Source organism: Atopobium deltae (genome assembly GCF_001552785.1).
In the GTDB taxonomy this organism is placed as follows: domain Bacteria; phylum Actinomycetota; class Coriobacteriia; order Coriobacteriales; family Atopobiaceae; genus Atopobium; species Atopobium deltae.
Genome location: NZ_KQ959487.1, coordinates 30,660 through 53,070, shown reverse-complemented (window position 1 = coordinate 53,070; position 22,411 = coordinate 30,660). Strand labels below are relative to the sequence as shown.

17 protein-coding genes are annotated in these 22,411 nt (G+C 52.8%); 11 read left to right on the top strand and 6 right to left on the bottom strand.

The genetic code is table 11. The annotated features are described in order from the left end of the window. The first annotated feature begins 111 nt into the window (after window positions 1-111). The 7 genes from HMPREF3192_RS06745 to pepI all read left to right on the top strand — a co-directional run bounded on the left by HMPREF3192_RS06745 (window position 112) and on the right by pepI (window position 8,816). Window positions 112-693 carry a hypothetical protein gene (locus HMPREF3192_RS06745; RefSeq protein WP_156422829.1) on the top strand — a complete coding sequence of 194 codons (582 nt, stop codon included), beginning with the start codon at window positions 112-114 and terminating at the stop codon, window positions 691-693. Between the two features lie 214 nt (window positions 694-907). Next, window positions 908-1,132 carry a hypothetical protein gene (locus HMPREF3192_RS02010; RefSeq protein WP_066304902.1) on the top strand — a complete coding sequence of 75 codons (225 nt, stop codon included), beginning with the start codon at window positions 908-910 and terminating at the stop codon, window positions 1,130-1,132. A 318-nt stretch (window positions 1,133-1,450) separates the two neighbouring features. Continuing rightward, entirely contained in the window at window positions 1,451-2,791 is a 1,341-nt protein-coding gene (locus tag HMPREF3192_RS02005) for a glutamine synthetase family protein (RefSeq protein ID WP_066304897.1), read from the top strand. Window positions 2,792-2,885: 94 nt separating this feature from the next. Beyond that, window positions 2,886-3,560 carry a winged helix-turn-helix transcriptional regulator gene (locus tag HMPREF3192_RS02000; protein ID WP_066304895.1) on the top strand — a complete coding sequence of 225 codons (675 nt, stop codon included), beginning with the start codon at window positions 2,886-2,888 and terminating at the stop codon, window positions 3,558-3,560. 288 nt (window positions 3,561-3,848) lie between these two features. Beyond that, window positions 3,849-5,327 (top strand): S1C family serine protease, encoded by a 1,479-nt coding sequence (locus HMPREF3192_RS01995; protein ID WP_066304894.1) that lies wholly within the window; start codon window positions 3,849-3,851, stop codon window positions 5,325-5,327. Window positions 5,328-5,646: 319 nt separating this feature from the next. Next, window positions 5,647-7,845 (top strand): NAD-dependent DNA ligase LigA, encoded by a 2,199-nt coding sequence (gene ligA / locus HMPREF3192_RS01990; RefSeq protein WP_066304892.1) that lies wholly within the window; start codon window positions 5,647-5,649, stop codon window positions 7,843-7,845. Window positions 7,846-7,910: 65 nt separating this feature from the next. Further along, window positions 7,911-8,816 carry a proline iminopeptidase gene (gene pepI, locus HMPREF3192_RS01985; RefSeq protein WP_066304890.1) on the top strand — a complete coding sequence of 302 codons (906 nt, stop codon included), beginning with the start codon at window positions 7,911-7,913 and terminating at the stop codon, window positions 8,814-8,816. 7 nt (window positions 8,817-8,823) lie between these two features. Here pepI and HMPREF3192_RS01980 read toward each other — a convergent pair whose 3' ends face one another. After that, the gene (locus tag HMPREF3192_RS01980) at window positions 8,824-9,339 is read right to left on the bottom strand and encodes a nitroreductase family protein (RefSeq protein WP_066304888.1); all 516 of its coding nucleotides are present in this window, start codon (window positions 9,337-9,339) and stop codon (window positions 8,824-8,826) included. A 183-nt stretch (window positions 9,340-9,522) separates the two neighbouring features. Next, entirely contained in the window at window positions 9,523-10,485 is a 963-nt protein-coding gene (locus HMPREF3192_RS01975) for a 3'-5' exonuclease family protein (RefSeq protein WP_066305127.1), read from the bottom strand. Between the two features lie 327 nt (window positions 10,486-10,812). Between HMPREF3192_RS01975 and HMPREF3192_RS01970 the strand changes: the two genes are divergently transcribed. Next, window positions 10,813-11,316 (top strand): MarR family winged helix-turn-helix transcriptional regulator, encoded by a 504-nt coding sequence (locus tag HMPREF3192_RS01970; protein ID WP_082715559.1) that lies wholly within the window; start codon window positions 10,813-10,815, stop codon window positions 11,314-11,316. Window positions 11,317-11,450: 134 nt separating this feature from the next. Beyond that, window positions 11,451-12,311 (top strand): DegV family protein, encoded by an 861-nt coding sequence (locus HMPREF3192_RS01965; RefSeq protein ID WP_066304885.1) that lies wholly within the window; start codon window positions 11,451-11,453, stop codon window positions 12,309-12,311. Between the two features lie 86 nt (window positions 12,312-12,397). Here the strand turns inward: HMPREF3192_RS01965 and HMPREF3192_RS01960 are convergent, their stop codons facing one another. Continuing rightward, window positions 12,398-13,312 (bottom strand): LysR family transcriptional regulator, encoded by a 915-nt coding sequence (locus HMPREF3192_RS01960; protein WP_066304883.1) that lies wholly within the window; start codon window positions 13,310-13,312, stop codon window positions 12,398-12,400. A 194-nt stretch (window positions 13,313-13,506) separates the two neighbouring features. Here HMPREF3192_RS01960 and HMPREF3192_RS01955 point away from each other — a divergent pair, with 194 nt between their 5' ends. After that, window positions 13,507-13,761 (top strand): helix-turn-helix domain-containing protein, encoded by a 255-nt coding sequence (locus HMPREF3192_RS01955; RefSeq protein WP_066304882.1) that lies wholly within the window; start codon window positions 13,507-13,509, stop codon window positions 13,759-13,761. Window positions 13,762-13,857: 96 nt separating this feature from the next. On the opposite strand, the gene HMPREF3192_RS01950 is transcribed toward HMPREF3192_RS01955, so the two are convergent. Both HMPREF3192_RS01950 and HMPREF3192_RS01945 read right to left on the bottom strand, forming a co-directional pair. Next, window positions 13,858-14,205 (bottom strand): NifB/NifX family molybdenum-iron cluster-binding protein, encoded by a 348-nt coding sequence (locus HMPREF3192_RS01950; RefSeq protein ID WP_066304880.1) that lies wholly within the window; start codon window positions 14,203-14,205, stop codon window positions 13,858-13,860. Window positions 14,206-14,255: 50 nt separating this feature from the next. Then, a complete protein-coding gene (locus tag HMPREF3192_RS01945) occupies window positions 14,256-15,197 on the bottom strand; it encodes a YaaA family protein (RefSeq protein ID WP_066304879.1) in 942 nt (313 codons plus the stop codon). 368 nt (window positions 15,198-15,565) lie between these two features. Here HMPREF3192_RS01945 and HMPREF3192_RS01940 point away from each other — a divergent pair, with 368 nt between their 5' ends. After that, window positions 15,566-18,295, top strand: coding sequence for a phosphoenolpyruvate carboxylase (locus HMPREF3192_RS01940; RefSeq protein ID WP_082715586.1), 2,730 nt, complete (start codon window positions 15,566-15,568; stop codon window positions 18,293-18,295). Here the strand turns inward: HMPREF3192_RS01940 and HMPREF3192_RS01935 are convergent. Continuing rightward, on the bottom strand, window positions 18,292-22,119 hold the full coding sequence (locus HMPREF3192_RS01935; RefSeq protein ID WP_066304877.1) for a phosphoribosylformylglycinamidine synthase: 3,828 nt from the start codon (window positions 22,117-22,119) through the stop codon (window positions 18,292-18,294). The two genes, HMPREF3192_RS01940 and HMPREF3192_RS01935, sit on opposite strands and share 4 nt — an antisense overlap. Between the last annotated feature and the right edge of the window lie 292 nt (window positions 22,120-22,411).

Sequence of the window (22,411 nt, the reverse complement as noted above, 5' to 3'; positions counted from 1 at the left end):
CAAAAACTAGCGACAGCAAAGGTAGTCGTAGTTGCTGTTGCAATACAGCAAAAACAACAATGTGAGCAATAGCATGGGGAACACCGTGCGAACTACGAAAGGATGAGTTACATGCATATACCGAGCTTAGAGCCACCAGTAAGTCCAGAATCGGAAATCAAAACATGCCCCTGTTGCGGAGCAACGCTTTTTGCCGATATGGATATTTGTTACGGCTGCCTCTATGATTTTTCATCAGAAAAAGTTCCGCAAAACCAGCTTTGCTCAGCGGAAGTTTCAGAAGGAGTTTTAGAAGGAATCTTAGAAGGAATTTCAAAGGGAGTTGTGGAAGACGCTTTGGTAGGAGAAGTGCCCGTTGATGTGTATGATTCAGTTTCATTTGAACACAAGGACGATCGTGAGCTGCAAGTTTCTGAGTTGGAGGTTTCTGGAGCACAAACATTAGAACCGCCACCGCCATCGCCGCAAAGCTCTTATCTGCAAGAGCCTGAGCCGCAAGTATGCAACCCGCGAACTTCTGTCCAGGCTCCAAAATTGACGATACAAACAAAAGCGGGGAGTCTTATGCTGCGCTGCACGCCACAGGGTATAGCGCTTTTGGGTCTGCGTCCGTCCATAGCGCAAGAAGCAGACATCCAGCTTTCGCGGGGAACAAAAGTCTCGTGGGGAGGAGTTTCTTTTCTCATTTCGTGAAGATGCTTCAAAAATCAATCACCCGCGCTCATGAGCAAAGCCCATAGTGTATAAATATTCCCACTCAAGCAAATGCTAGAAGGATTTGATACAGAGGACCTTATTAAAAGAATGGCTTTATATACAGCTAAAGTATGTTTATGGGGGTCATCTTTTCAAAAAACGGGTATAGTTATACATGTATAACATTTGTTGGGCTCAAGGAGGTCTTTACATGTCCTTCGTGGACGTCGCCGTTACTGCGATCGTGGTTGCTGCAGTTATTGGTGCGATTTATCGACTTAGACATTCCAAAGGTGATTGTAGCGGGTGCGCCAGCGCTTCCAATTGTTGTGTAACTGGTGACACCGAGTGTTCGTGTCCCATTGCACAAACGGTTGTTGCAGGTATGGAAGCAAAATTCCCCTCGCATAAGCAAGCGGTTTCTTCACATAAATAAGAGTTTCTCATACAAACAAGAGGCTCTTTAGATAAGTAGACATCAAGTAGGCATTAAGCAGTCCGCAATAAGCACCGAGCATTGCTCGTGATAGTCATCAAGCACTGGGCATTGCGCGACGATAGTCGTCAAGCATCGAGCAGTGCGCCGATAGTCATCAAGCACCGTAGCGCACTACCGCTGCCAGATTTTTTTACGACGGTTCACTTTTTTCTTAGAGTTACGAAATACTGGTGAAACAACACTGTGTCAGGCTTATGATGTAGTAAGAAAATAAGATCTTACCATGGTCAGTTTTGCTATCCGCCAGGAGGAACCATGTCCTACGAACAAAATATTGATTTTGTCCTTCGTACGGTAGAAGAGCGCGATATTCGTTTTATTCGCCTTTGGTTTACCGACGTGCTCGGAAATCTTAAATCACTTGCCATTTCTCCCGAAGATCTGGAAGAGGCCTTTGAGGAAGGCATTGGTTTTGACGGCTCTGCTGTCGATGGCTTTGTGCCATTGCAAGAGTCTGACATGCTTGCGTTTCCCGATCCCGAAACCTTCCAGCTCCTCCCGTGGCGCGCGGACGAAAGCAGCGTGGCGCGCATGTTTTGCGACATTAAGACGCCGTCGGGCGAGCCCTTTGCAGGGGATTCTCGCTCGCGTCTCGATAAGGTCTTTCGCGATGCCGAGAAGCTCGGCTATATCCTCAATGTCGGCGCTGGTATCGAATACTTTTATTTGAAGGACAACGTCGTTCCTCAGCTTCTTGACCATGCTGGTTACTTTGATTTGACGCCGTTCGATTATGCACAGGACTTGCGACGCAGCACCACCTTGGCACTTGAGAAAATGTCAATCCCCGTGGAGTATTCGTTCCACTCGCTGGCTCCTTCTCAAAATGGCATTCAGTTGCGTTATGCAGAGGCCTGTACCTGTGCAGATAATATCTTGACCGCTCGTCTTCTTATCAAAGAAGCAGCGCATTATCAGGGGCATTACGCGTCATTTATGCCGAAGCCTTTTACCGACATCCCTGGCTCGGCGCTCTTCGTGAATCAGTCACTGATGGATCATGAGGGCAACAACTTGTTCTATGAAGAGAATTCCGCGAATGGTGTGGGCTTATCGGATTTGGCAAAGCACTATATTGCAGGCATCTTGAAGTATGCGCCCGAGTTTTCGCTTATTACGAATCCATCGGTCAACTCTTATAAGCGCCTGGTTCCCCACGGAGAGGTACCCTGTTATACCACTTGGGGCCGCAAAAACCGCGCAGCCTTGGTGCGCATTCCCATACATAAGCCCAACAAACCTTCGGCCACGCGCATTGAACTCAGAAGTCCCGACCCCACCTGCAATCCTTATCTTGCGTTTGCGGTTACGTTAGCTGCGGGTATGCGGGGCATCAAAAATGGCCTTGAGCTTCCCGATGAAGCAACCATTGAGGACATCAAGTTGAGCGAGGAGCAACTTCGCGCAAAGCGCTTCAATCCATTGCCTCGCGACTTGGGCGAAGCACTTGCGCGGTTCGAGAAGAGCACGCTTATGCGTGAGGCCTTGGGCGAGCATATCTTTACCTACTTGCTCAACGAGAAAAAACGTGAATGGGAAGAGTACCGTCTTGCGGTAACCGATTGGGAACAAAAGCGCTACTATGCTGGCTTTTAATATGTGAGCGCCTATTGAGCGTCTATAATGCCTGGTGCTGTGGTATCCTCAACTCCAGGCATTATTTTCCCACATCCGGCTAGAGGTGGAAGCAGTGCATCACAGAAATATTTTATACATATCAAAAACAGCTCGTCACCGGGATCACTTAAGGGCGCTCACGCGCTCCATTGATGCCTCTGCGCTTATTGCTTCCCCCGACACCTTTACGCAGGCCATCGCTTCCGATCATGATTTTGATTTGGTTATCCTCGATTTAGCGGCAATCACAAAGGAATTTCTCGGCTCTGTCGAAGCATACCTTTCTTCCAATGGCACCATGCCTATTATTTTTATTGTCGATCAGTCGGCGTTGGGCGAGCTTCACCTGCCCACGCAGTTCAAGACCGATTTTCTCGTCTCGAATTGCTCCGAGGCCGAGATGGAAGTTCGCATTTCTCAGATGCTGTGGTCTGGGGAAGAGAGCACCGCTTCGGACATCGTGAGTATCGACAATATGACCATTAACCTGGCAACGTATCAAGTATATGTTGACGATAAACCCGTCGATTTGACGCTTATGGAATACTCGCTACTTTCGTTTTTGGCAACGCATCCATCGCGTGCCTATTCGCGCGATATTTTGCTGCACCGTGTATGGGGCTTTGAGTACTGTGGCGGCACTCGCACCGTTGATGTGCACATTCGTCGTGTGCGTTCAAAAGTGGGCCCCCAAATTGCGGCGCACATTGTTACCGTCCGCGGCATTGGCTACTTGTTTAAGCTCTAATGTAAGCCGCAGCAACACGTTGCCTATTCGCTGTTCGTGCGCCAGCTTGTCGGCCAACGCATTCCACAATTTCAAACTTTTTTCTAAAAGCCTTCATGCAGTCTTAGCTTTGTAAGCATGTTTCTTGTCTGTTCACCTAGCAAAATCGGTATGTTAGTGTTTGACATGAGTTCTATTTGTGCACAATACAAAGAGAAAGCTTCTACGCGCGTGGCGCTGGCGATGACACAGACGTGTGAAAAAGCACTACAACGCGCCATATGACGTAGCACATAGAAAAGGTGTTTCATGTCAGATTGTACGAACGATTTCGAGAATAACATCCCCGATACCGAGAAGACCGTGCCTGCCGAAAATCATCAGGAGCAGCAGGAGTATCAGCTGCAGCATCAAGAAAACGAGGCAGCTTATCTCGAGCCGGGCACTTCGAACTCTGCTGTGCCTACAAGCCCCGCTGCGCCCGCCAATCCCGCTCCCGCGCACGCTGCGGGTCCAACCCCGCCCGCAGCAGTTGAACCAATTCCAGCTAGCAGTGATGCCGCGCCCGAAGCCGCCGCATCCGAGGGAACAATCAACTCGCCCGACTCCAAAACAAAAAAGCCAGCAGCACACCGACCCCGCTACACGCTCGTTATACTTGGCAGCGTTGTGGGAGCTACCATTGGCGCTTTACTGGTGGTGTTGTCGCTCAAGTTCGCTGGTATTCTCGACGTACCACTATTGCCAAACTTTAGCTCTGCTGGCAAAACGATCACCATCAACGCGGGGAATACCAAGGCAGACGTGGCACAGGCCGTCGCAAAGAAGTGCTTGCCCTCGGTTGCGTCGCTTAACGTGACCGCTGCCAACGGCAGATACGTTGGCTCTGGCGTGCTTCTGGACAAGCAGGGCCACATCCTGACCAACTACCACGTGGTCGCTCGCGCTCAGTCGATAAGCGTTACCCTGGGCAAGAAGCGTTACGAGGCAAAAGTCGTGGGCTCCGACCCTTCGAGCGACCTGGCTGTTATTAAGATTAAAGCGCAGGAAAAAGACCTCACGCCCATGGAGATTGCTGACTCCAGTTCGCTGGTTGTTGGCGATTGGGTCATGAGCATTGGCAGCCCCTATGGCCTTGACCAGTCCGTTTCTTCGGGCATCGTGTCGTCGCTGTACCGTTCGACCATGCTTCCTTCTGCCGCGGGCAATACCATTTACGCAAATCTTATCCAAACCGATGCCGCTATCAACCCTGGCAACTCGGGCGGCGCCTTGGTCAATGCGCAGGGCAAGCTCGTGGGCATCAACTCCATTATCGAGTCGAAGTCGGGCGCAAACGCTGGTATTGGTTTTGCCATTCCGTCCAATTATGCGGTACGCGTCGCCCAGACCATCATTTCGGGCAAGCCTGTGCTGCATGCCTACATTGGCCTGGCGCTCCAAACGGTCACGCCCGAAAATTCGGCGCACAGCCAGCTTGCTGTCAACCAGGGCGCTTACGTTGCCAAGGTCACCCCAGGTAGTCCTGCCGATAAGGCCGGCATTAAGCAGGGCGATGTCATAACAAAGATTAACGATGAGGCAATTTCTTCCGCCGACGCGCTTATTTTGGCGATTCGCAGCCGCGAAGTGGGCGATAAGATCAAAGTTACTGTACAACGTGGCGATGCCGAGAAGACCGTTGAAGTGACACTCGGTTCTGATGAGGTGCTGCAAAAGGCACAGTCGACAGGTAAGCCGTCCGATCAGATTCCCGATCAGTCGGATGATATGCCTCGTCGAAGATAGTAAGGCGTGGTTACAGTCCCAACGGAGTTTAGCGATGCTACTGTAGCGTTATAAGACAAAAAGTGTGTATACAAGTGGCTGTTGACGCAGGTCAACGGCCACTTTCTTTATTGTTCGGTGTCTTGAGGCTAGAAAGTCTCTAGGATTACATCATTTATGTATCTCATGCGATATAAGGTTCCTCCATCTTTTTGTGAAGCTGAAGCGGGTATCATGAGCATAGAAAACGAATGACATTAAAACTCGGCATCAGAAGAACGAGTATGAAAAATGCAGTTAAAACCTGTAGCTAAGCCAGCAGTAAAATAAGGAAGCATACATGACAGATTCCACAACGAACTTCGATGCAGTACCTGATGTTGGTGCAGCAGCCGAGGTAGGTGTAACTGACCTTGCTACGGCTCGCGCCCGCGCACAGCAACTCAATGATCTCTTGCGCCGTGCTGCGTATCAGTACTATGCACTTGATGCACCCGAGATGACCGACGCAGCCTTCGACGAACTTCTCGTCGAATTACAACAGCTGGAGGCACGCTATCCCGAGCTCGTAACCCCCGAAAGCTATACGCAGCGCATCGGTGGCTACGTGTCGCAACAATTCGAACCTGTGAAGCATGCGCAGCGCATGTACTCCATCGACGATGCGATGAATCTGGAGGAGCTCGATGAGTGGCTTGCGCGCACGGAGCAGGCGCTCAACATGCCAGGTAAGGTGGCCTATACCTGCGAGCTTAAAATTGATGGCCTGGGCATTGCCCTGACGTATCAGGATGGGCAGTTTGTGCGAGCGGCGACACGCGGTGATGGCACAACGGGCGAAGACGTCAGCGCCAATGCCAAAACGATACACGATATACCTGCAGCTTTAGACAAGCAGGGCCTAGCACAGCTTACTCACAATGGTTTTGGCACGAGTGTCGAGTTGCGTGGCGAAGTGTACATGCCGCGTCACAGTTTTGCCAAGCTCAATGAACAAAATGACGAGGCTGGTTGCGCACCTTTTGCAAACCCGCGCAATGCTGCCGCTGGCTCCCTGCGACAAAAAAACCCGAAGATAACCGCCAAACGCGATCTGGAGACCTTTATTTATGCCATCGCCGACGATGCGCAGCTTGATGTGTCTTCTCAGCATGCGTTTTTGCAGTGGCTTAGATCCTGCGGTTTTTCGGTTAACCCGAATGCGCGACGTCTCGAGAATGCCCACGAGGTGCATGAGTATTGCGCTCATGCACTCAAGATGCGCGACGAGCTTGATTACGATATCGATGGCGTGGTGGTAAAAGTTGATGAGTTTGCTTTGCAAAATCAGCTCGGCTTTACGGCACGTGCGCCGCGCTGGGCCATTGCGTTTAAGTTCCCGCCCGAGCAAAAAACCACTGTGTTGCGTGATATTCGTGTGCAGGTGGGCCGCACGGGTGTGCTAACGCCAGTGGCAGAGTTTGACCCCGTCAATGTGGCGGGTTCGTCCATCGCGCGCGCCACCTTACATAATCTTGACGAAATTCGCCGCAAAGATGTTCGCATTGGCGACACCATTGTGGTGCATAAGGCGGGCGACGTGATTCCTGAGGTCGTGGGGCCCGTGCTTGCGGGCGATTTTTTGGAGTCTCACCACAGACGCCCCATCTGGCAGATGCCTTCTGCGTGCCCGAGCTGCGGGAGTACGGTTATACGTGAGGACGAGGAAGTCGCCTATCGTTGCATTTCGATCGATTGTCCCGCGCAGGCAACCGAGCGCCTCATTCACTGGGCAAGCCGAAAAGCCCTTGACGTCGACGGTTTGGGCACCGAGATTATCACCCGCTTGGTAGAGCAGCAAACCCTGCATGACGTTGCAGACTTTTACGACACGCTGACCCTGGACATTCTTGCGAAGCTCGATACGGGCCGCAGCTATAAATCGGATGATTCTGCTGGCGCCTATCACAAGGGCGACCCGATCGTGCTGGGTTATACCATTGCGACCAAAATCATGGAGCAGCTCGAGCAATCGAAGACTCGCGGTCTTGCGCGGGTGCTGTTTGGCCTGGGAATTCGCTTCGTGGGCGAGCAAGCAGCGCGCAGCTTGACGGAAGAGTTTGGCTCTTTGCAGGCACTGCGTGCGGCGTCAAAAGACGAGATTATGCAGGTTGAAGGCATTGGCGAGAAACTCGCGAGCTCGGTTAAGCAGTTCTTCTCGGTAGCCGAAAATATGCAGGTCGTTGATCGTTTACAAGCTGCGGGTGTGCTTCTTGAGCAGCCGCAAGCTACCGTCGAGCAAGCAAGCCTTGCGCAGACGCTGACGGGGGTAAGCTTTGTGCTGACGGGAACCTTGCAAACCATGACTCGTGACGAGGCAAAAGCAGCGTTGCTCGCGCGTGGTGCAAGGGTGGCAGGTTCGGTTTCGAAAAAAACGGGCTTTGTGGTTGCGGGTGCAGCCGCTGGTTCGAAGCTTGCCAAAGCGCAACAACTTGGCGTGCGCGTGTTGGACGAGCAAGCGTTACAAACCATTTTACAAACGGGGCAGTTGCCCGAGTAGGTGCGAGGCCGAGAGGCGTGACGCGTGATGCGTAGCGCGTAATGCGCAGCGAGAAAGGATATATTATGCAAGATTCAATCATCGAAGGCTACATGCCTTTTAAGGAATATAAGACGTACTACCGCATTGTCAATCCACAGTATTTGGTCGACCAGCATGACAAGGCACCCGTGATCTTGCTGCACGGAGGCCCAGGCTCCACGCACAATTATATGGAACTATTGGACGATTTAGCTGCCGATAAACGCAGCGTCATCAGCTACGACCAACTGGGCTGCGGTAAGTCCTATGTCGGTAATCACCCTGAGTTGTGGGTGGCACAAACCTGGCTTGAAGAGCTACAAGCATTGCTTTCGCACTTGAGCATTTCGAATTATCATCTGCTGGGCCAATCCTGGGGCGGTATGCTGGCGATTAATTTTGCAGCCGACTACAAGCCAGCCGGCTTGCGCTCGCTTGTGTTGTCGAGCACTTTGCCCGCGTCGTATTTGTGGGGAGACGAATGCCACCGCATGGCACGCATGCTTCCTGCCAACGAGTGGGAAGCACTGAAAGAGGCCGAAAGAACGCAGAGCTTCTCGTCAGAAGCATATTTGCAGGCAGTGGATCACTTTATGGAGCTGCATTGCGGCGATGTGACCTACGACGAGTCTGCCCCCGAGTGCCTTCGTCGCGAGAAGAAATTTGGCGACGAGGTATACGAGACGGCATGGGGCCCCAATGAGCTTATGCCGCAGGGCACGCTGAAGCAGTGGAATTATATTGACGCGCTGCCTGACATAGCGACGCCGTCGTTGATCATCAGTGGCACCGACGATTTGTGTACGCCGCTTATCGCAAAAACCATGTTTGACGCGCTTCCCAACGCGCGCTGGGAGCTCTTCGCGAACTGCCGTCACATGTGTTTTGCTGACGATAACCCCCGCTACCTTGCCTTGGTCAGCGATTGGCTGGCTCGTCACGACAGCTAGACGCCGTTTAGCTCAAGTGGTGTACGAGCTCGTCGTACGAACGAGACTTTGTATGAGATGCGCTGGGCTGTGCATCCTCGGCAGGCCATGCCACGGGAAATGCGGCGATGAGGTTATACGCTGCGGTTTCGGGCAGAGCTTCATGCACGGCTGGCGCATCAAATGAGGCCACCCAACAGGTTTTTAAACCACAATCGGTAAGCGCAAGCATAATGTGCGTGGCGATAATGGCGCCGTCGACATTGGCAAAGTTCTGTTGATCGTAGCGACGTACCCACGCTTCTTCTGCGGACGTGCCCACCAAAATGAACGTTTTTACACCAAAATGGTAGGGATTGTGCTCAGCAAAACGCTGTGCTACGTCGCCAGAAAGCACCCAAATGCGGAAGGGCTGCTTGTTAACGGCAGTTGGCGCGGCAAGTGCAATCTTGAGGACCTTCTCGATAAGGGCATTATCGACGGATGCATCAGAAAACTTACGACAAGAAAAACGTTCGAGAGCAAGCTTTTGAAATTCAGACATGGTTCCTCCTTATCACGGGTGGAACATCAGGGCTTTTACGGCACGTATCGCAGTAACGCACTGATGCCGCGGGCATCAACAAACCGCCAAAACCTCCGCCGCGTTGCCATCAACAACCCTTCGTGCTGCAGCGCGAAAATTGCGTACCTACAAGATACCACTGAGAGCATAGTTAGAACATGTTTAGAACATGTTGCGGAGGGCAAATTCTGCCTGTACGGTCTTAAACATCAGATCAACGTCCTCAAGACCGAGGTGCTTTTCCTTTTCGCCCGCAAGCAGAGTTCCACGGCGACGCGCCCAGCTTTCGAGTGCTGCGGGACGCTGCTCATGTGGCAAGGTTTTTGTCTCGGGGTCACAACGCCTACAAATATCGCGGGTATCAATGGGGATGATTTTTCCCGCTTTGCGCGCCTCGGCGTAGCCATCAATATGCAGCATAAACCACGAATCTTCAAACGCGGCATTGTGAGCCATGTAGGGGAAGCGCATGAGCGTTTCGAGAAGCACCTTTTGCAAGTTCTTATCGGCACGGAAGGGCGTTTTACCGTCAATATCACTCCAGCTAATGTGGTGAATTTCGGCCAGAGGAACCCCTTTTGTGCGATACATATCGGGAAGGCCGCAATATGCAACATAGGGATTTTGTGGGACAGCATCAGCGGTGAGCTGCATAAACTCAAGACCGACATTCACGATATAGCCGCGCGCTGGATCGCGCGTGGTAGTCTCGATATCGATGCCAACGATCATGCCCGAAACGGGGGCGGCTAAGTAGGCAATACCAAGTTCCGAAAGGTCGAGGCCAGCCTCTTTCGCGACAACGTTTGGACGACGATGCTGCAACGCTGCAACACCGCGAATCAAATCCTGATCCGAAAGCCTAGAAGCTAAGGTTACGGTCCTTAAGCGCTGCAGGCGCTCGATGCCAAAGCTGTCACAGGTTGCACGATTGCGATCCGCAAGTAGGCGCACGCATTCAAACGGGAAGGGATCCTCCTGTTTTATAGCACCCTTCCAGGCATTCAGCAGCTGCGTGAGGGCATCTTCGTGCGCATTTCGGTCGGCCGTCAGGGTCGCGTCATCAACAAAAAATCCAGGTAATGCGAGGGAATTCGCATGTTCAAGTGCTTCAGTAAGAGTCATGGGCACACCTTCGATGGTTGCGGTTGCGATTGTTCGCTGTGATTCCAAAAGTTCCTCACAAGAGATTAGCTATAGCCTAGCAAACAAGGCAGACACAACTCATGACAGCGTCCATAAATCATGAAGATTATGGTGTTCGCGGGGTCGCGCGTTGGGTGAGCATTGCTTTTCGTACGGGTTTTTGTAAAATGATGACTTCTCAACAACTTGTTGTTTGGTCAACAGGTTTGGGTTTGAGTCCAGCAGCTCGAGATCGAATAGTAGTGACTTCAAGTTTCTAGCTTTGAGTTGTTTTCTGTCGAGAAGACCGAGGAGGTGAAAGCGACCATGCCACACAACAAAGACGCCACGTCACACAACGAAGCAGCAGCGCCGCGCGATCAGCGCGCTCTGCAGCAATCCGGCAGATTCGAACGCTTCGTCGGTCTTATCGCCCAGATCAACAAAGAAATACAGCGCCTCAAAGCGCAACATATGGCGCAATTTGACCTGCGTGGCACAGATGTGATGTGTCTGGTGTGCCTGCGCAAACATCCCGAGGGCATCCCTGCGGCAGATATTGCGCGCTCCATTTCGGTTGACCGCGCGCTTGTCTCACGTTCGATTCACAGCCTGCGCACGTCAGGGCTTGTGGCAAGCGACGAGCGCGAAGATACAGGTACCTACCGCCGTCCCGTCTTTCTTACCGAGAAGGGCAAGGCACTTGCGACGCAAGTGAATGGTATTATCGCCAAGATGGTAAACAAGGTAGATCGTGATCTTGCACAAGATGATGTGGCAGTAATGTATCGTGTGCTTACACAAATTCTTGAAAATCTGACAGCGCTGTAGCTGGCGTTGTGGACGGGACGGCGGCGCAAGCGGCGTTTCAACCAGCGATGAGCGGCGCAAATAGCGTTGTAACTAGCGCCAAAGTCCGCGCTGTATTATTATGTTTGTATTATACGCTTCTAAAGGAGTTCTCTATGGCAATTCGCATTGTGTGTGATTCGGGAGCAGATGTAGCCGACCTTGAGCACAAGGCACTGAGCGTGGTGCCCTTATCGGTTATATTTGGTAATGACGTGTACCTTGACGATGGTATACAGATTGATCACAAGCGCTTCTTCGAGATGCTTACCGATCCCAATGCTGTGCCAAAGACGGGGCAGGTCACGCCCTATCAGTTTGACCAGGTGTTCAAACAGGCCACCGAAGCTGGCGAGCAGCTCATCGTTATTACGATTTCTTCGCGTCTGTCGGGCACGTACGAAAGCGCGATAAGCGCCGCGCAGCCCTATGACAGCGACATCGCTATTATCGACAGCCTCAATGCTTCACTCGGCATTCGTGTCTTGGTTGAGTATGGTCTGCAGCTTATCGATAAGGGCATGTTGTTTGACGAGGTCGCTGCCGCTTTGCGCGAGCGCGTATCGCAGCTGCGCGTGGTAGCGGTACTGGATACTCTGGAATTTTTAAAGCGCGGCGGTCGTCTGCTTAAAGCCGCAGCTATGGTGGGTACTTTGCTCTCGATTAAGCCAGTCATCACGGCAAAAAATGGTGCCGTGAGTTTGATTGGCAAGGCACGAGGCTCCAAAAATGCCAACAAAGTGTTTAATCAAATGATCGAGAAGCGCGGCGGCATCGACTTTAGTCTGCCTTTTGCGCTTGGCTATACGGGTCTCGATATGAGCATTACGACAAAATATATGGACGAGAGCCGCGATCTGTATGCTCAGGCTACGCAAGATGTGGTGTTTCATTCAATGGGGCCAACCATCGGAACCCATGCGGGACCTGGTACTATCGCTATCGGTTTCTTTGCAAAGGATCCTTCGGAAGGCTAGGGCGCTGCGCGCACAACGCTGATCCGCGCACCGTTCCGTACGCCAGCTCGCCCGTTTTGTTGCGTCTTGCTACACTGCGCGCACAACTACGCTAGCTCAGCTTCCGTGATCAGCTCCTTGAGCTTCTCGATAAACAGCTGCGCTGCATCAGAAAGCTTGCGCTGCGCATGCGTAATATAACCAATGTTCATGAGCTCATCGGTTTGCAGCGGGATCGATTTTATCAACGTAGACATCTCGTCCGATAAAATACCCGACGAAATCAAAAAGCCATTATAGTTGGCGAGCAAACTCGTCATCGTGCCGCGGTCACTGACGACGACATTTTGCGGGTGTGCAATGTAGGCAAAGGGCTCTTCCGACAAGTACAGCGAGCTCTGCGTGCCTTGCTCAAAGGTGTAGCGCGGCCAATTTTGCAGCTGCGAAATTTTGATACTCTTAAAGCTCGCGAGCGGATGATCCTTGTGTACAAACACATGCGGCGTTGCCTTATGCAGAGAGGTAAACTTGAGGTTATTATCGTCAAAGCGGCTCCGTAGCGCCCGCTCGTTGTATGCGCTTGTAAACAAAATTCCAATATCGGCCCTGAAGTGCGCAACGTCCTGAATAATGTCATTGGTGCGCGTCTCGCGCAGGGTAAAATTAAAAAACTCGTTGTGCTGCGTGCGTACAAAATTCGTGAATGCCCTTACGACAAAGGCATAGTGCTGCGAACTTATCGATAAGCCCTGCTGATGGGCATTTTTTGGGTCCGTATAGCGGCCGGCGAGAAGATCGGCCTGCTCGATGACCTGTCTGGCGTAGCCCAAAAACTCAACACCCTCACGCGTGACGCCAATGCCTTTGGGGGAGCGCTTAAAAATCGTGATACCCAGCTCCTGCTCGAGCTCTTTGACCGCTACCGACACGCTTGATTGCGATATGAAACGCGTTTTGGCAACTGAGTTCATGGAGCCGCTTTCGGCAATGGCGATAACATAGCGGAGTTGTTGAAGATTCATAAGAGTACAAATTTCCTTTATAGTTTTAGGATACGACTCGCTGTACTCATTGTAGCTGCTCCCAGCGCCCCATCAAACAAAAAAAGTAATGGCCGCACGAGGCGACCATTACTTACGTTGTTCTTCCATATCGGAAGTACTAGTAGCTTATATCCTGTTTTGGGTTAAAGCAAGACATAGTCAACAATTTTTCTATGGATATACGACTCAATCAGGTTATCGGTAAGAATCTCAAGACGATCAGACTCGCGCAGGGCATTACGCAGATCGAACTCGCGCAGCGGCTCGATACGCCGCAGTCCTTTGTGAGCAAGGTCGAAATAGGAGAGCGTGCGCTTCGCGTGTACGAAGTGTACTGGTATGCTGATGCGCTGGGCATGTCTGGCGAGAAACTCGTGTCGCTTATATCCAAAGATGTGAAAGGCAAGCCGCTGCATCACGACGAGTAGCGCGCCACGTCGGTAGCGCGCCACGTCGGTTGCGCGTTACGTTTGCCGCGCGTCAGTAGTGCGTTGTGCCGCATGCTGCGCCCTACCCGCTGTACCTTATGCGTGCTGGCAGCCACACTGATGTGTTGGCTCATTGTTGGGCTGCAACTCACCTTTTGCAATAGTTTGTGCAATGTCATCGGGGTTCCCGTGAAGGCCCGTGTAGACGTTGACATCTTGATCATTCAACAGGCAAATCGCTAAACTTCCAATTTCTCCTGCTGCTAAGGCAGTAATATGCGCATCGAGCAAAATTCCAATAAGCTGCACATGGCTTTGACCATTGGTCGGCAAAAGCTCCGTACTCGTAATCTGTTTATCTTCAATATGGTAGAGCTTAAATTCTGGAGTATTGCCAAAGTGCTGGTAGAGTTCATTGTTTTCGTAAGGAATAGCAAGAAGCATAGGAATCCTTTCTTGAGGCGTTTGTAAGACATAACGCACTGCGTCGTGCATTACGCGCGCTTTACAAACACCATGGTTTTCTCGTCCGATAAGACCTTATCAAAAAAGTACTGTCTGTCGGCAAAATGTTTACAATCTTCAGTCGTGCTGACGCCCTGTTCTGCACACCAACGGATAAAACTCCCGCGTGCAGCCTTAATTTCGGGCGAGCGTTGCACCAGACGACCCGTCCGCGCATCGTGAGTCATAAACAGGCAGGTGGTTACTGCTTCGGCTGCTACATAGGGCGTGATCGCTTTTGCATATTCTTGCGAGGCGAGGTTCATGATATGCACGTCTTTAGCTTCGTTCGTGAGCGCTTGGGCTAGGGTAGTGCCCCACCCTTCGTAGACATCGCGCAGCTGTTGCCCTTGCAGACCTTGATCGCGTGCTTGTTGCTCACGAAGCAGTTTGTCTTCTCGTCCAATCGTAGCCTCTCGTGTTACCGAAATGTGGGCTGGACCAAATTGCGCCCGCATTTCAAGGCGATACGGAAACACGGTATCAAGTGGCCGAAGTATGCCATACAAACCCGATAAAATGCGCAGATGTTCTTGCAGCCACGCAAGCTCATGCGCTTGCATAACACTTGCGGCGATATGCTGGTATTGAATGCCGTTATAGCTGATAATAGCAGCGCTTTGTACGCTAAGGCCGCAGGTGGTAAGCAGCTCGCGCTGCGATATTTGCCCGTCAGCAGCCGTGCCCTTCTCGGCGAGTTGCGTAGCAAGTTTTTGCAGACTGTCTACCAGCGCAGGTAAATTTTGAACATTCTGCTGAGCGAGAGCGTCAGAGCATTTCCAAAGCGTTTTGAGTTGGCTCGTGTCGCACGCATTAAGAATTTTCGCCATCGCGAGCGCCCGCTCGAGATAAACGGGCACTGAAGTTGCATGAGGAATATCATCGGTAATCTGCATCTTTTTAGCAGGGGAAATAATAAAGCGAAGGTTCACAAACAACTCCTAACATGCGACGGGTGCCGCGGCGTACGACTGACGCGTCACACGACGATTGCTGAAGCACCCAATCGCGACACCGCGAAGGATACAAAAGCGCTGGCATACGGATATTGTTGATATTGTATTTCGTATATCTGCAAAAGTGGTGAATAGTCAGAGCCCCTCAAAAAAAGTTTTATCCTACTAAAGTAGAGAGTGGATTTATACGGCATTTACGTGCGTGGTATAGATTTGCCAAAGATAGACTTGCCAAAGGAGGCATCGTGAGCTCATTGACGGCACACAACACAATTACCAACGAATCTCCTGCGGATGAAGCGCTTTTTGCGAAAGCAGGCATCCCCGATGAGCTGCGCGGCAATATGGCGCTTTTTTTGCGCCTCGTGCGTAAGGTCATTTCGGAATACGATGTGCAGCTGTGTCAAACTTTCGATGATTTGCTGGCATACACCCTAGCGCACGCAAAGCAAACGACAACACCAAGCAGCGTCGAGTCGGACAAGGTTACCGACGAGAACCCCGATGAAGCTGTCGAGAAGACCACCAACCTCGACGTAACCGACGCAGCCGATGCAACCCCCGCTGCCCTTTTCACCCACGAAAGCTTCGACGCCGCCGTCGAACTTATCGCCAGCCTTCCTGTGGAGCAAGCCACCCTTTTGATGCGAGGCTTCACCACATATTTTCATCTTGCGAACATTTGCGAAGAGAATTACCGCGTCCATGCGCTGCGCAAGCGCGAGCAATCGGTCACCCCTGGCGCAAGCTTTGACCCCACGAATGACCTGACCCGTGCTTACCATTGCTTGGTGGACGAGTGCGGGCAAGCCAAGGCGCAAAGTCTTCTGGCGCGACTGGAATTTCATCCCGTGTTTACCGCGCACCCCACCGAAGCACGTCGCCGCGGTATCGAGGGCAAAATCAGGCGCATTGCCGAGCTCCTAAAGCAGCGCCCCTCGCTCGGAGGGTCATCACTACTCGAAAATGAGCGTCGTATGCTGCAAGAAATCGACGCGATGTTCCGCACTTCGCCCATCGCGCTCAAAAAGCCGACGCCGGTGGAGGAAGCCGACACTATTATTGATATTTTTGATAACACCCTCTTTGACATGGTGCCCGAGGTGTATCGCCGCTTCGACGATTGGCAACTGGGCGAGAAGGCCGGCTGCGTGCCACCCGTCTGTCCCGCATTTTTCCATCCCGGCTCGTGGATCGGCTCCGACCGCGATGGCAATCCTAATGTGACCGCGAAGGTCAGCCGTGAGGTGGCCGAGAAGTTCCGAGTGCACGTGTTGGCTGCCGTAAAGCAGCGCACCTATTATGTGGGTCGCAACCTGACGCTGGATGCGAAGTATACCAAGCCATCTGCGGCGCTGGTAAACCTGTGGAATCACCAGGTTGAGATGAGCGAAGCGATGACCGCTCGCGCCGAAACAATAAGCGCTTCTGAGCTGCATCGCGCCGTCATGATCGTTATGTCGTATCGCTTGCAATCAACGATTGATCGCACGGCCGACTACATGTATACCTCAGCCGAGCAATTTTTGGCGGAACTGCGTCTTGTGCAGGAATCCTTAGCACAAGCTGGTGCAGTGCGTGAAGCCTATGGTCCCGTCCAAAAGTTAATTTGGCAGGTTGAATCCTTTGGTTTCAATTTGGTCGAGATGGAATTTCGTCAGCACTCGCTCGTGCATTCACGTGCGCTTGCCGATATTCACGAGCACGGTCGTCGTGGAGAGCGCGGCGCCTTGGCGCCCATGACACGCGAAGTGCTCGATACTTTCCGCGCCATCGGCAGCATTCAGCGGCGCAATGGCATTAATGCTGCTCGCCGCTATATTATTTCGTTTTCGCAGAGTGCGCAAAATGTGGCCGACGTGTACGAACTTGCACGCATGGCCTTTGCGCATGAATCAGATATTCCTGTTCTGGATGTCATTCCGCTATTTGAGCAGGTAGAGGACCTTAACAATGCCGTGCCTATTCTGGATAAGATGATCACGCTTCCCGAGGTCCAGCGCCGTCTGCAGCAAACAAATCGCCGTCTTGAAGTTATGCTCGGCTACTCCGACTCGTCTAAAGATGCAGGCCCTACCTCGGCAACCTTGGTGCTTCATCAGGCACAGCAAGCCATTGCGCAGTGGGCGGAAAAAAATCGCCTCGACCTCGTGTTGATGCACGGACGCGGTGGCGCTGTTGGTCGCGGCGGCGGTCCTGCAAACCGTGCAGTATTGGCACAGCCAAAAGGCTCGGTTAACTGCCACTTTAAGCTGACCGAACAGGGCGAAGTTATTTTTGCACGCTACGGCGATCCTACACTTACGCGCCGCCACATTGAGTCCGTTGCTGGCGCAACACTGCTGCAGTCAGCGCCTTCCATCGAAGAGATCAACACATCCACCACGCAGCTTTACACCGATTTGGCCTCCAAGCTCGATCAGTATTCTCGCGAGCACTACTGCGCATTGCTCAACACAAAAGATTTTGCCGAGTGGTTCTCGTGCGTCACGCCGTTGACCGAGATTGGTCTGATGCCCATTGGTTCGCGTCCAGCAAAGCGCGGCCTTGGTGCAAAATCCCTCGATGACCTGCGCACTATTCCGTGGATCTTCTCGTGGTCGCAGGCGCGCATTAATCTGGCCGCATGGTATGGCCTAGGCTCTGCCTGCCAGCGCATCGGTGACCTTGTACTGTTCAAGCGCGCGTATGCCGAGTGGCCCGTCTTTACCACCTTTATCGATAATATCGAGATGAGCCTCTCGAAGACCGACCAAAGCATTGCCACCATGTATTTACATCTTGGTGACCGGAGTGACCTCAACGAGCTCGTTCTCAACGAGATGGCCCTGACACGCAAGTGGGTGCTTGCCATTACGGGCAATGCGTGGCCGCTTCAGCATCGTCGCGTTTTGGGCCCTGTCATTCGCACGCGTCTGCCATACGTGAACGCGCTGTCGCTTACGCAGGTACATGCCTTAAAGGCACTTCGCGAGAAGACCGATCACTTGACGCCCGAGGAGCGCGAGCGCTTCATTTATTTGATTTTGTGCACCGTGTCGGGTGTCGCAGCGGGTCTGCAAAACACGGGCTAATCGCTGAAGTAACTCACGCCACCCTCAAACAGTGGTTGATAGCGATTACCCGTTACATTTTTATACAGGACCTTACCAGCGCGCTCGCTGTGGCCCATCTTGCCCAAGATGCGTCCATCAGGGCTGGTAATGCCCTCAATAGCAAAGACCGATCCGTTGGGATTAACGTCAAGGCCCATGCCTGGAGTGCCTTTCTCGTCACAATACTGTGTTGCGATTTGCCCCGCGGATTCAAGGCGCGCCACGAGTTCATCTGAAGCAACAAAGCGACCCTCACCGTGACTTATGGCAATGGTGTGCACCTCATCAAGCGCACAGCGCGAAAGCCAGACGGATTTGGTGGAACAAATACGCGTGTGTACCAGCCTCGATTGGTGACGACCAATCACGTTATTGGTCAGCGTGGGGCAGTCGTTAGTGATGTCGATAATGTCGCCATACGGGACCAAGCCGAGTTTGATAAGCGCCTGGAAGCCGTTGCAAATGCCGAGGATAAGACCGTCACGCTTTTGCAAGAGTTCGCGCACGGCTTCGGTCACCTCGGGTGCGCGGAAAAAGGCCGTGATGAATTTTGCTGATCCGTCGGGTTCATCGCCGCCCGAAAAACCACCGGGAAGCATGATGATCTGTGATTCACGAATGTGTTGTGCGAGGGCTTTGCTTGATGCGGCTACCGCCTGCGGAGTGAGGTTATTAATCACAAAGGTCTGCGGGGCAGCTCCCGCACGTATAAAGGCTTGTGCCGAGTCATATTCGCAGTTGGTACCTGGAAAAACAGGAATAATGACGCGCGGTTTTGTGAAGGCACCAAGCGCGAGTGTGGGTGCCGCTTTGGGTGTGGCTGCGGCTTTATAGCGTATGATTTTGGTCGTTTGGGTCTGGCTGCGGTACGGATACACATTCTCGAGCGCGCCTTCCCACAGTTCTTGCAGGTGTGCCAAGTCGATGCTCGAGCCCGCGGCCTTAAGGCAATAGCTTTGCGTCGTCATACCAAGCTTGGCGATTGTGATCTTCTCGCCAGCTTCGGGAAGTTTCAGCTCATGTCCATCTGTGCTCGCCACTTCATCTCCAGCTGCGCCCATCGCTTCATCGCTGAGTTCAACCAAAAAGCTTCCGTAGGCAGCATGCAGTAACGCGTTCGCACTGTAGTGCTCGTCAACGCTCATGCCCACACGATTGCCGACGCACATCTTGAAGAGCGCTTCTGCAACACCGCCATAGCCTGGGGTCGAGACGCTGCGTGCCACGCCCTTCTCGATAAGTTTTTGCACAAAGTCAAGTGCCTGTACCAGCGATGATCCTTCGGGAGTAATGCCATCAGCCTGATAGGAGGGGACAACAGCGATGACGTGGTGTCCCGCAGCTTTAAACTCGGGGGAGGTGACGTGGTCAACCTTGCCCGTCGCAACCGCAAACGACACAAGGGTAGCAGGGACGTCGAGGTCCTCGAAGGATCCCGACATGGAGTCCTTGCCGCCGATCGAACCAACACCAAGATCGAGCTGCGCCATCAGCGCACCAAGTACCGATGCCGTAGGCTTGCCCCAGCGCGCAGGATCTTCGCCAAGTCGCTCGAAGTATTCCTGGAAGGTCAAGTAGGCGTTCTCGCGCTTAAAACCTGAGGCAACAAGCTTGCTTAGCGATTCAGCAACCGCACAATAGGCGCCTGCATATTGATCAGCCTCAGAAAGATACGGGTTAAAGCCCCAGCTCATGCCCGAGCAGCTGTTGGTGATTCCGTCGACAGGCAGCTTTGCCACCATGGCAAGGGCGGGTGTGAGTTGCTGCGAGCCACCATAAGGCATAAGGACCGTTGCGGCGCCAATGGTGGAGTCGAAGCGCTCCGCCAGGCCTTTGTTGCAAGCCACGTTAAGATCCTGCACGAGTGCCTCCATGCGCTCAGCAAAGCAGCGCTTGCCAGTGGTGGACGTATCCTCGCCAGCGTCTGCAGCACCGCTCCACGCTGGACGATATGCTTTTTGCGCTGCCACGTGCACGTTTTGATGCTTGGGAGCACCGTTGCTGTTCAAGAAGGCGCGGCTAATGTCGACGATCTTCTCGCCAGCCCACTGCATGACAAGGCGTTTTTCCTGCGTGACCTTGGCCACCACGGTGGCTTCGAGGTTCTCTTCGTGGGCATAGTGCATAAACTCGTCGATGTCGCGCGGATCCAGCGCCACGGCCATGCGCTCCTGCGACTCGCTGATAGCGAGCTCCGTGCCATCGAGACCCTCGTACTTTTTCGGGATGGCGTCAAGGTTGACGAGAAGGCCACAGGCCAGCTCGCCTATGGCTACGCTTACGCCGCCCGCGCCAAAGTCGTTGCAGCGCTTGATGAGCTGACAGGCATCTTTGCGCCTAAATAGACGCTGTAGCTTGCGTTCGATCGGAGCGTTGCCCTTTTGCACTTCAGCGCCACAATCCTCCAAGGACTCGTGGGTGTGCGCCTTCGAGGAACCCGTCGCGCCGCCAATCCCGTCGCGACCCGTGCGACCGCCCAGTAAAATGATGCAGTCGTCTGGCGCGGGCTCTTCTCGACGAACATGATCTTGGGGTGTGGCTCCTACGACTGCACCGAGCTCCATGTGTTTGGCCACATACCCTGGGTGATACAGCTCATGCACTTCTCCTGTGGCAAGGCCGATTTGATTGCCGTAGGAGGAGTAGCCCGCCGCCGCAGTGGTGACAATTTTTCGTTGGGGAAGCTTGCCCGGCAAGGTCTTCTCGACAGGAGTGAAGGGATCGCCCGCGCCTGTGATGCGCATAGCCTGATAGACGTAGCTACGCCCGCTCAATGGATCACGAATGGCGCCTCCGATGCAGGTCGCCGCGCCTCCAAAAGGCTCGATTTCGGTCGGATGATTGTGGGTTTCGTTTTTGAAGAGAAAAAGCCAGTCCTCGTCGTGGCCGTTCACATCCACGCGAACCTTCACGGTACAGGCGTTGATCTCGTCAGATTCGTCGAGGCCGCGAAGTTGCCCTGTGTGTTTTAAATACTTGGCGCCAATGGTTCCCATGTCCATGAGCGATACGGGCTTTTTGTCGCGCCCCAGCTCACGGCGCAGCTCCAAATACTTTTTGAAAGCCGCCTCCACGCGCGGATCGTCACAGGCAACCTCGTCAAGCTGGGTGTTAAAAGTGGTGTGTCGGCAGTGATCGGACCAATAGGTATCGATAACCTTGATCTCGGTGATGGTCGGCGCTCGATGCTCTTCTTTGAAATAGGCTTGACAAAACTCGAGATCGGCTAGGTCCATTGCAAGTCCATGCCTGTCGAGAAAATCGGCGAGCTGCGATGCGTTGAGGTCGCAAAAGTCGTCGAGCACTTTGATCGGTTGGGGCTGCTTGACCTGCATTTGTAGTGTGTGTGGTAGCTGTTGCGGAGCTTCGCGTGCTTCAACGGGGTTAATGACATAATGTTTGATCGCGCGAATGTCTTCGCCCGTGAGGTCGCCAAAGAGTAAATACAGTTTTGCCGAGCGCACGGACGGGCGCTCACCTTGGCTAATGAGCTGAATACACTCGCTGGCCGACTCTGCACGTTGGTCAAATTGACCAGGTAAAAACTCGACGACAAAGCTGGCATCGGCTTCGTGTGCGGTGGCGGGCAGCGCCGTTGTCGCTACGTCAACCTGAGGTTCACTAAAGACAAGCGGGATACAGCGCTCAAAGAGTTCTTGAGAAATGCCCTCGACATCGTAACGATTAATGATGCGTAGATCCTTGAGCTGGTGTATACCAAGAATGGTTTGTAATTCGCCGAGGAGCGCATGGGCTTTTCCAGCAAATTCGGGACGCTTTTCCACAAAAACACGTAAGACCATCTTCAGTGCCCTTCTGAGGTTGAGCCGCTTGTAAGCTGTGGCAAGGCTTGCGTGAGACCGCCTGTATGGCTTTTTCTCAGCCGCGCCTCGGGGTTGCTTTTAAGCCGCTTGCTTGGGGTTTTCCGCCACATCTATCATACGCCTACGAGCTAATCTAAAAGCTGCATAAATGATTTCTGAGCGTTTTTCAAGAGTTATTCATGAGATGGCGGCTTTGTGGAGGCTCTTTTTCGGTAGCGTGTTGGCAGATGGCGGCAAACGGACGATCTTCTCGCCAGCTGAGTGCTCAGTA

Bases quoted from the DNA above. Each gene is read 5' to 3' on its own strand.
- HMPREF3192_RS01960 (WP_066304883.1), bottom strand. From the start codon at position 13,312: ATGAATCTTCAACAACTCCGCTATGTTATCGCCATTGCCGAAAGCGGC.
- HMPREF3192_RS02005 (WP_066304897.1), top strand. From the start codon at position 1,451: ATGTCCTACGAACAAAATATTGATTTTGTCCTTCGTACGGTAGAAGAG.
- HMPREF3192_RS01975 (WP_066305127.1), bottom strand. From the start codon at position 10,485: ATGACTCTTACTGAAGCACTTGAACATGCGAATTCCCTCGCATTACCT.
- HMPREF3192_RS02010 (WP_066304902.1), top strand. From the start codon at position 908: ATGTCCTTCGTGGACGTCGCCGTTACTGCGATCGTGGTTGCTGCAGTT.
- HMPREF3192_RS01955 (WP_066304882.1), top strand. From the start codon at position 13,507: ATGGATATACGACTCAATCAGGTTATCGGTAAGAATCTCAAGACGATC.
- HMPREF3192_RS01980 (WP_066304888.1), bottom strand. From the start codon at position 9,339: ATGTCTGAATTTCAAAAGCTTGCTCTCGAACGTTTTTCTTGTCGTAAG.
- ligA (WP_066304892.1), top strand. From the start codon at position 5,647: ATGACAGATTCCACAACGAACTTCGATGCAGTACCTGATGTTGGTGCA.
- HMPREF3192_RS01970 (WP_082715559.1), top strand. From the start codon at position 10,813: ATGCCACACAACAAAGACGCCACGTCACACAACGAAGCAGCAGCGCCG.
- HMPREF3192_RS01965 (WP_066304885.1), top strand. From the start codon at position 11,451: ATGGCAATTCGCATTGTGTGTGATTCGGGAGCAGATGTAGCCGACCTT.
- HMPREF3192_RS01950 (WP_066304880.1), bottom strand. From the start codon at position 14,205: ATGCTTCTTGCTATTCCTTACGAAAACAATGAACTCTACCAGCACTTT.
- HMPREF3192_RS01935 (WP_066304877.1), bottom strand. From the start codon at position 22,119: ATGGTCTTACGTGTTTTTGTGGAAAAGCGTCCCGAATTTGCTGGAAAA.
- HMPREF3192_RS06745 (WP_156422829.1), top strand. From the start codon at position 112: ATGCATATACCGAGCTTAGAGCCACCAGTAAGTCCAGAATCGGAAATC.
- HMPREF3192_RS01995 (WP_066304894.1), top strand. From the start codon at position 3,849: ATGTCAGATTGTACGAACGATTTCGAGAATAACATCCCCGATACCGAG.
- HMPREF3192_RS01940 (WP_082715586.1), top strand. From the start codon at position 15,566: ATGGCGCTTTTTTTGCGCCTCGTGCGTAAGGTCATTTCGGAATACGAT.
- pepI (WP_066304890.1), top strand. From the start codon at position 7,911: ATGCAAGATTCAATCATCGAAGGCTACATGCCTTTTAAGGAATATAAG.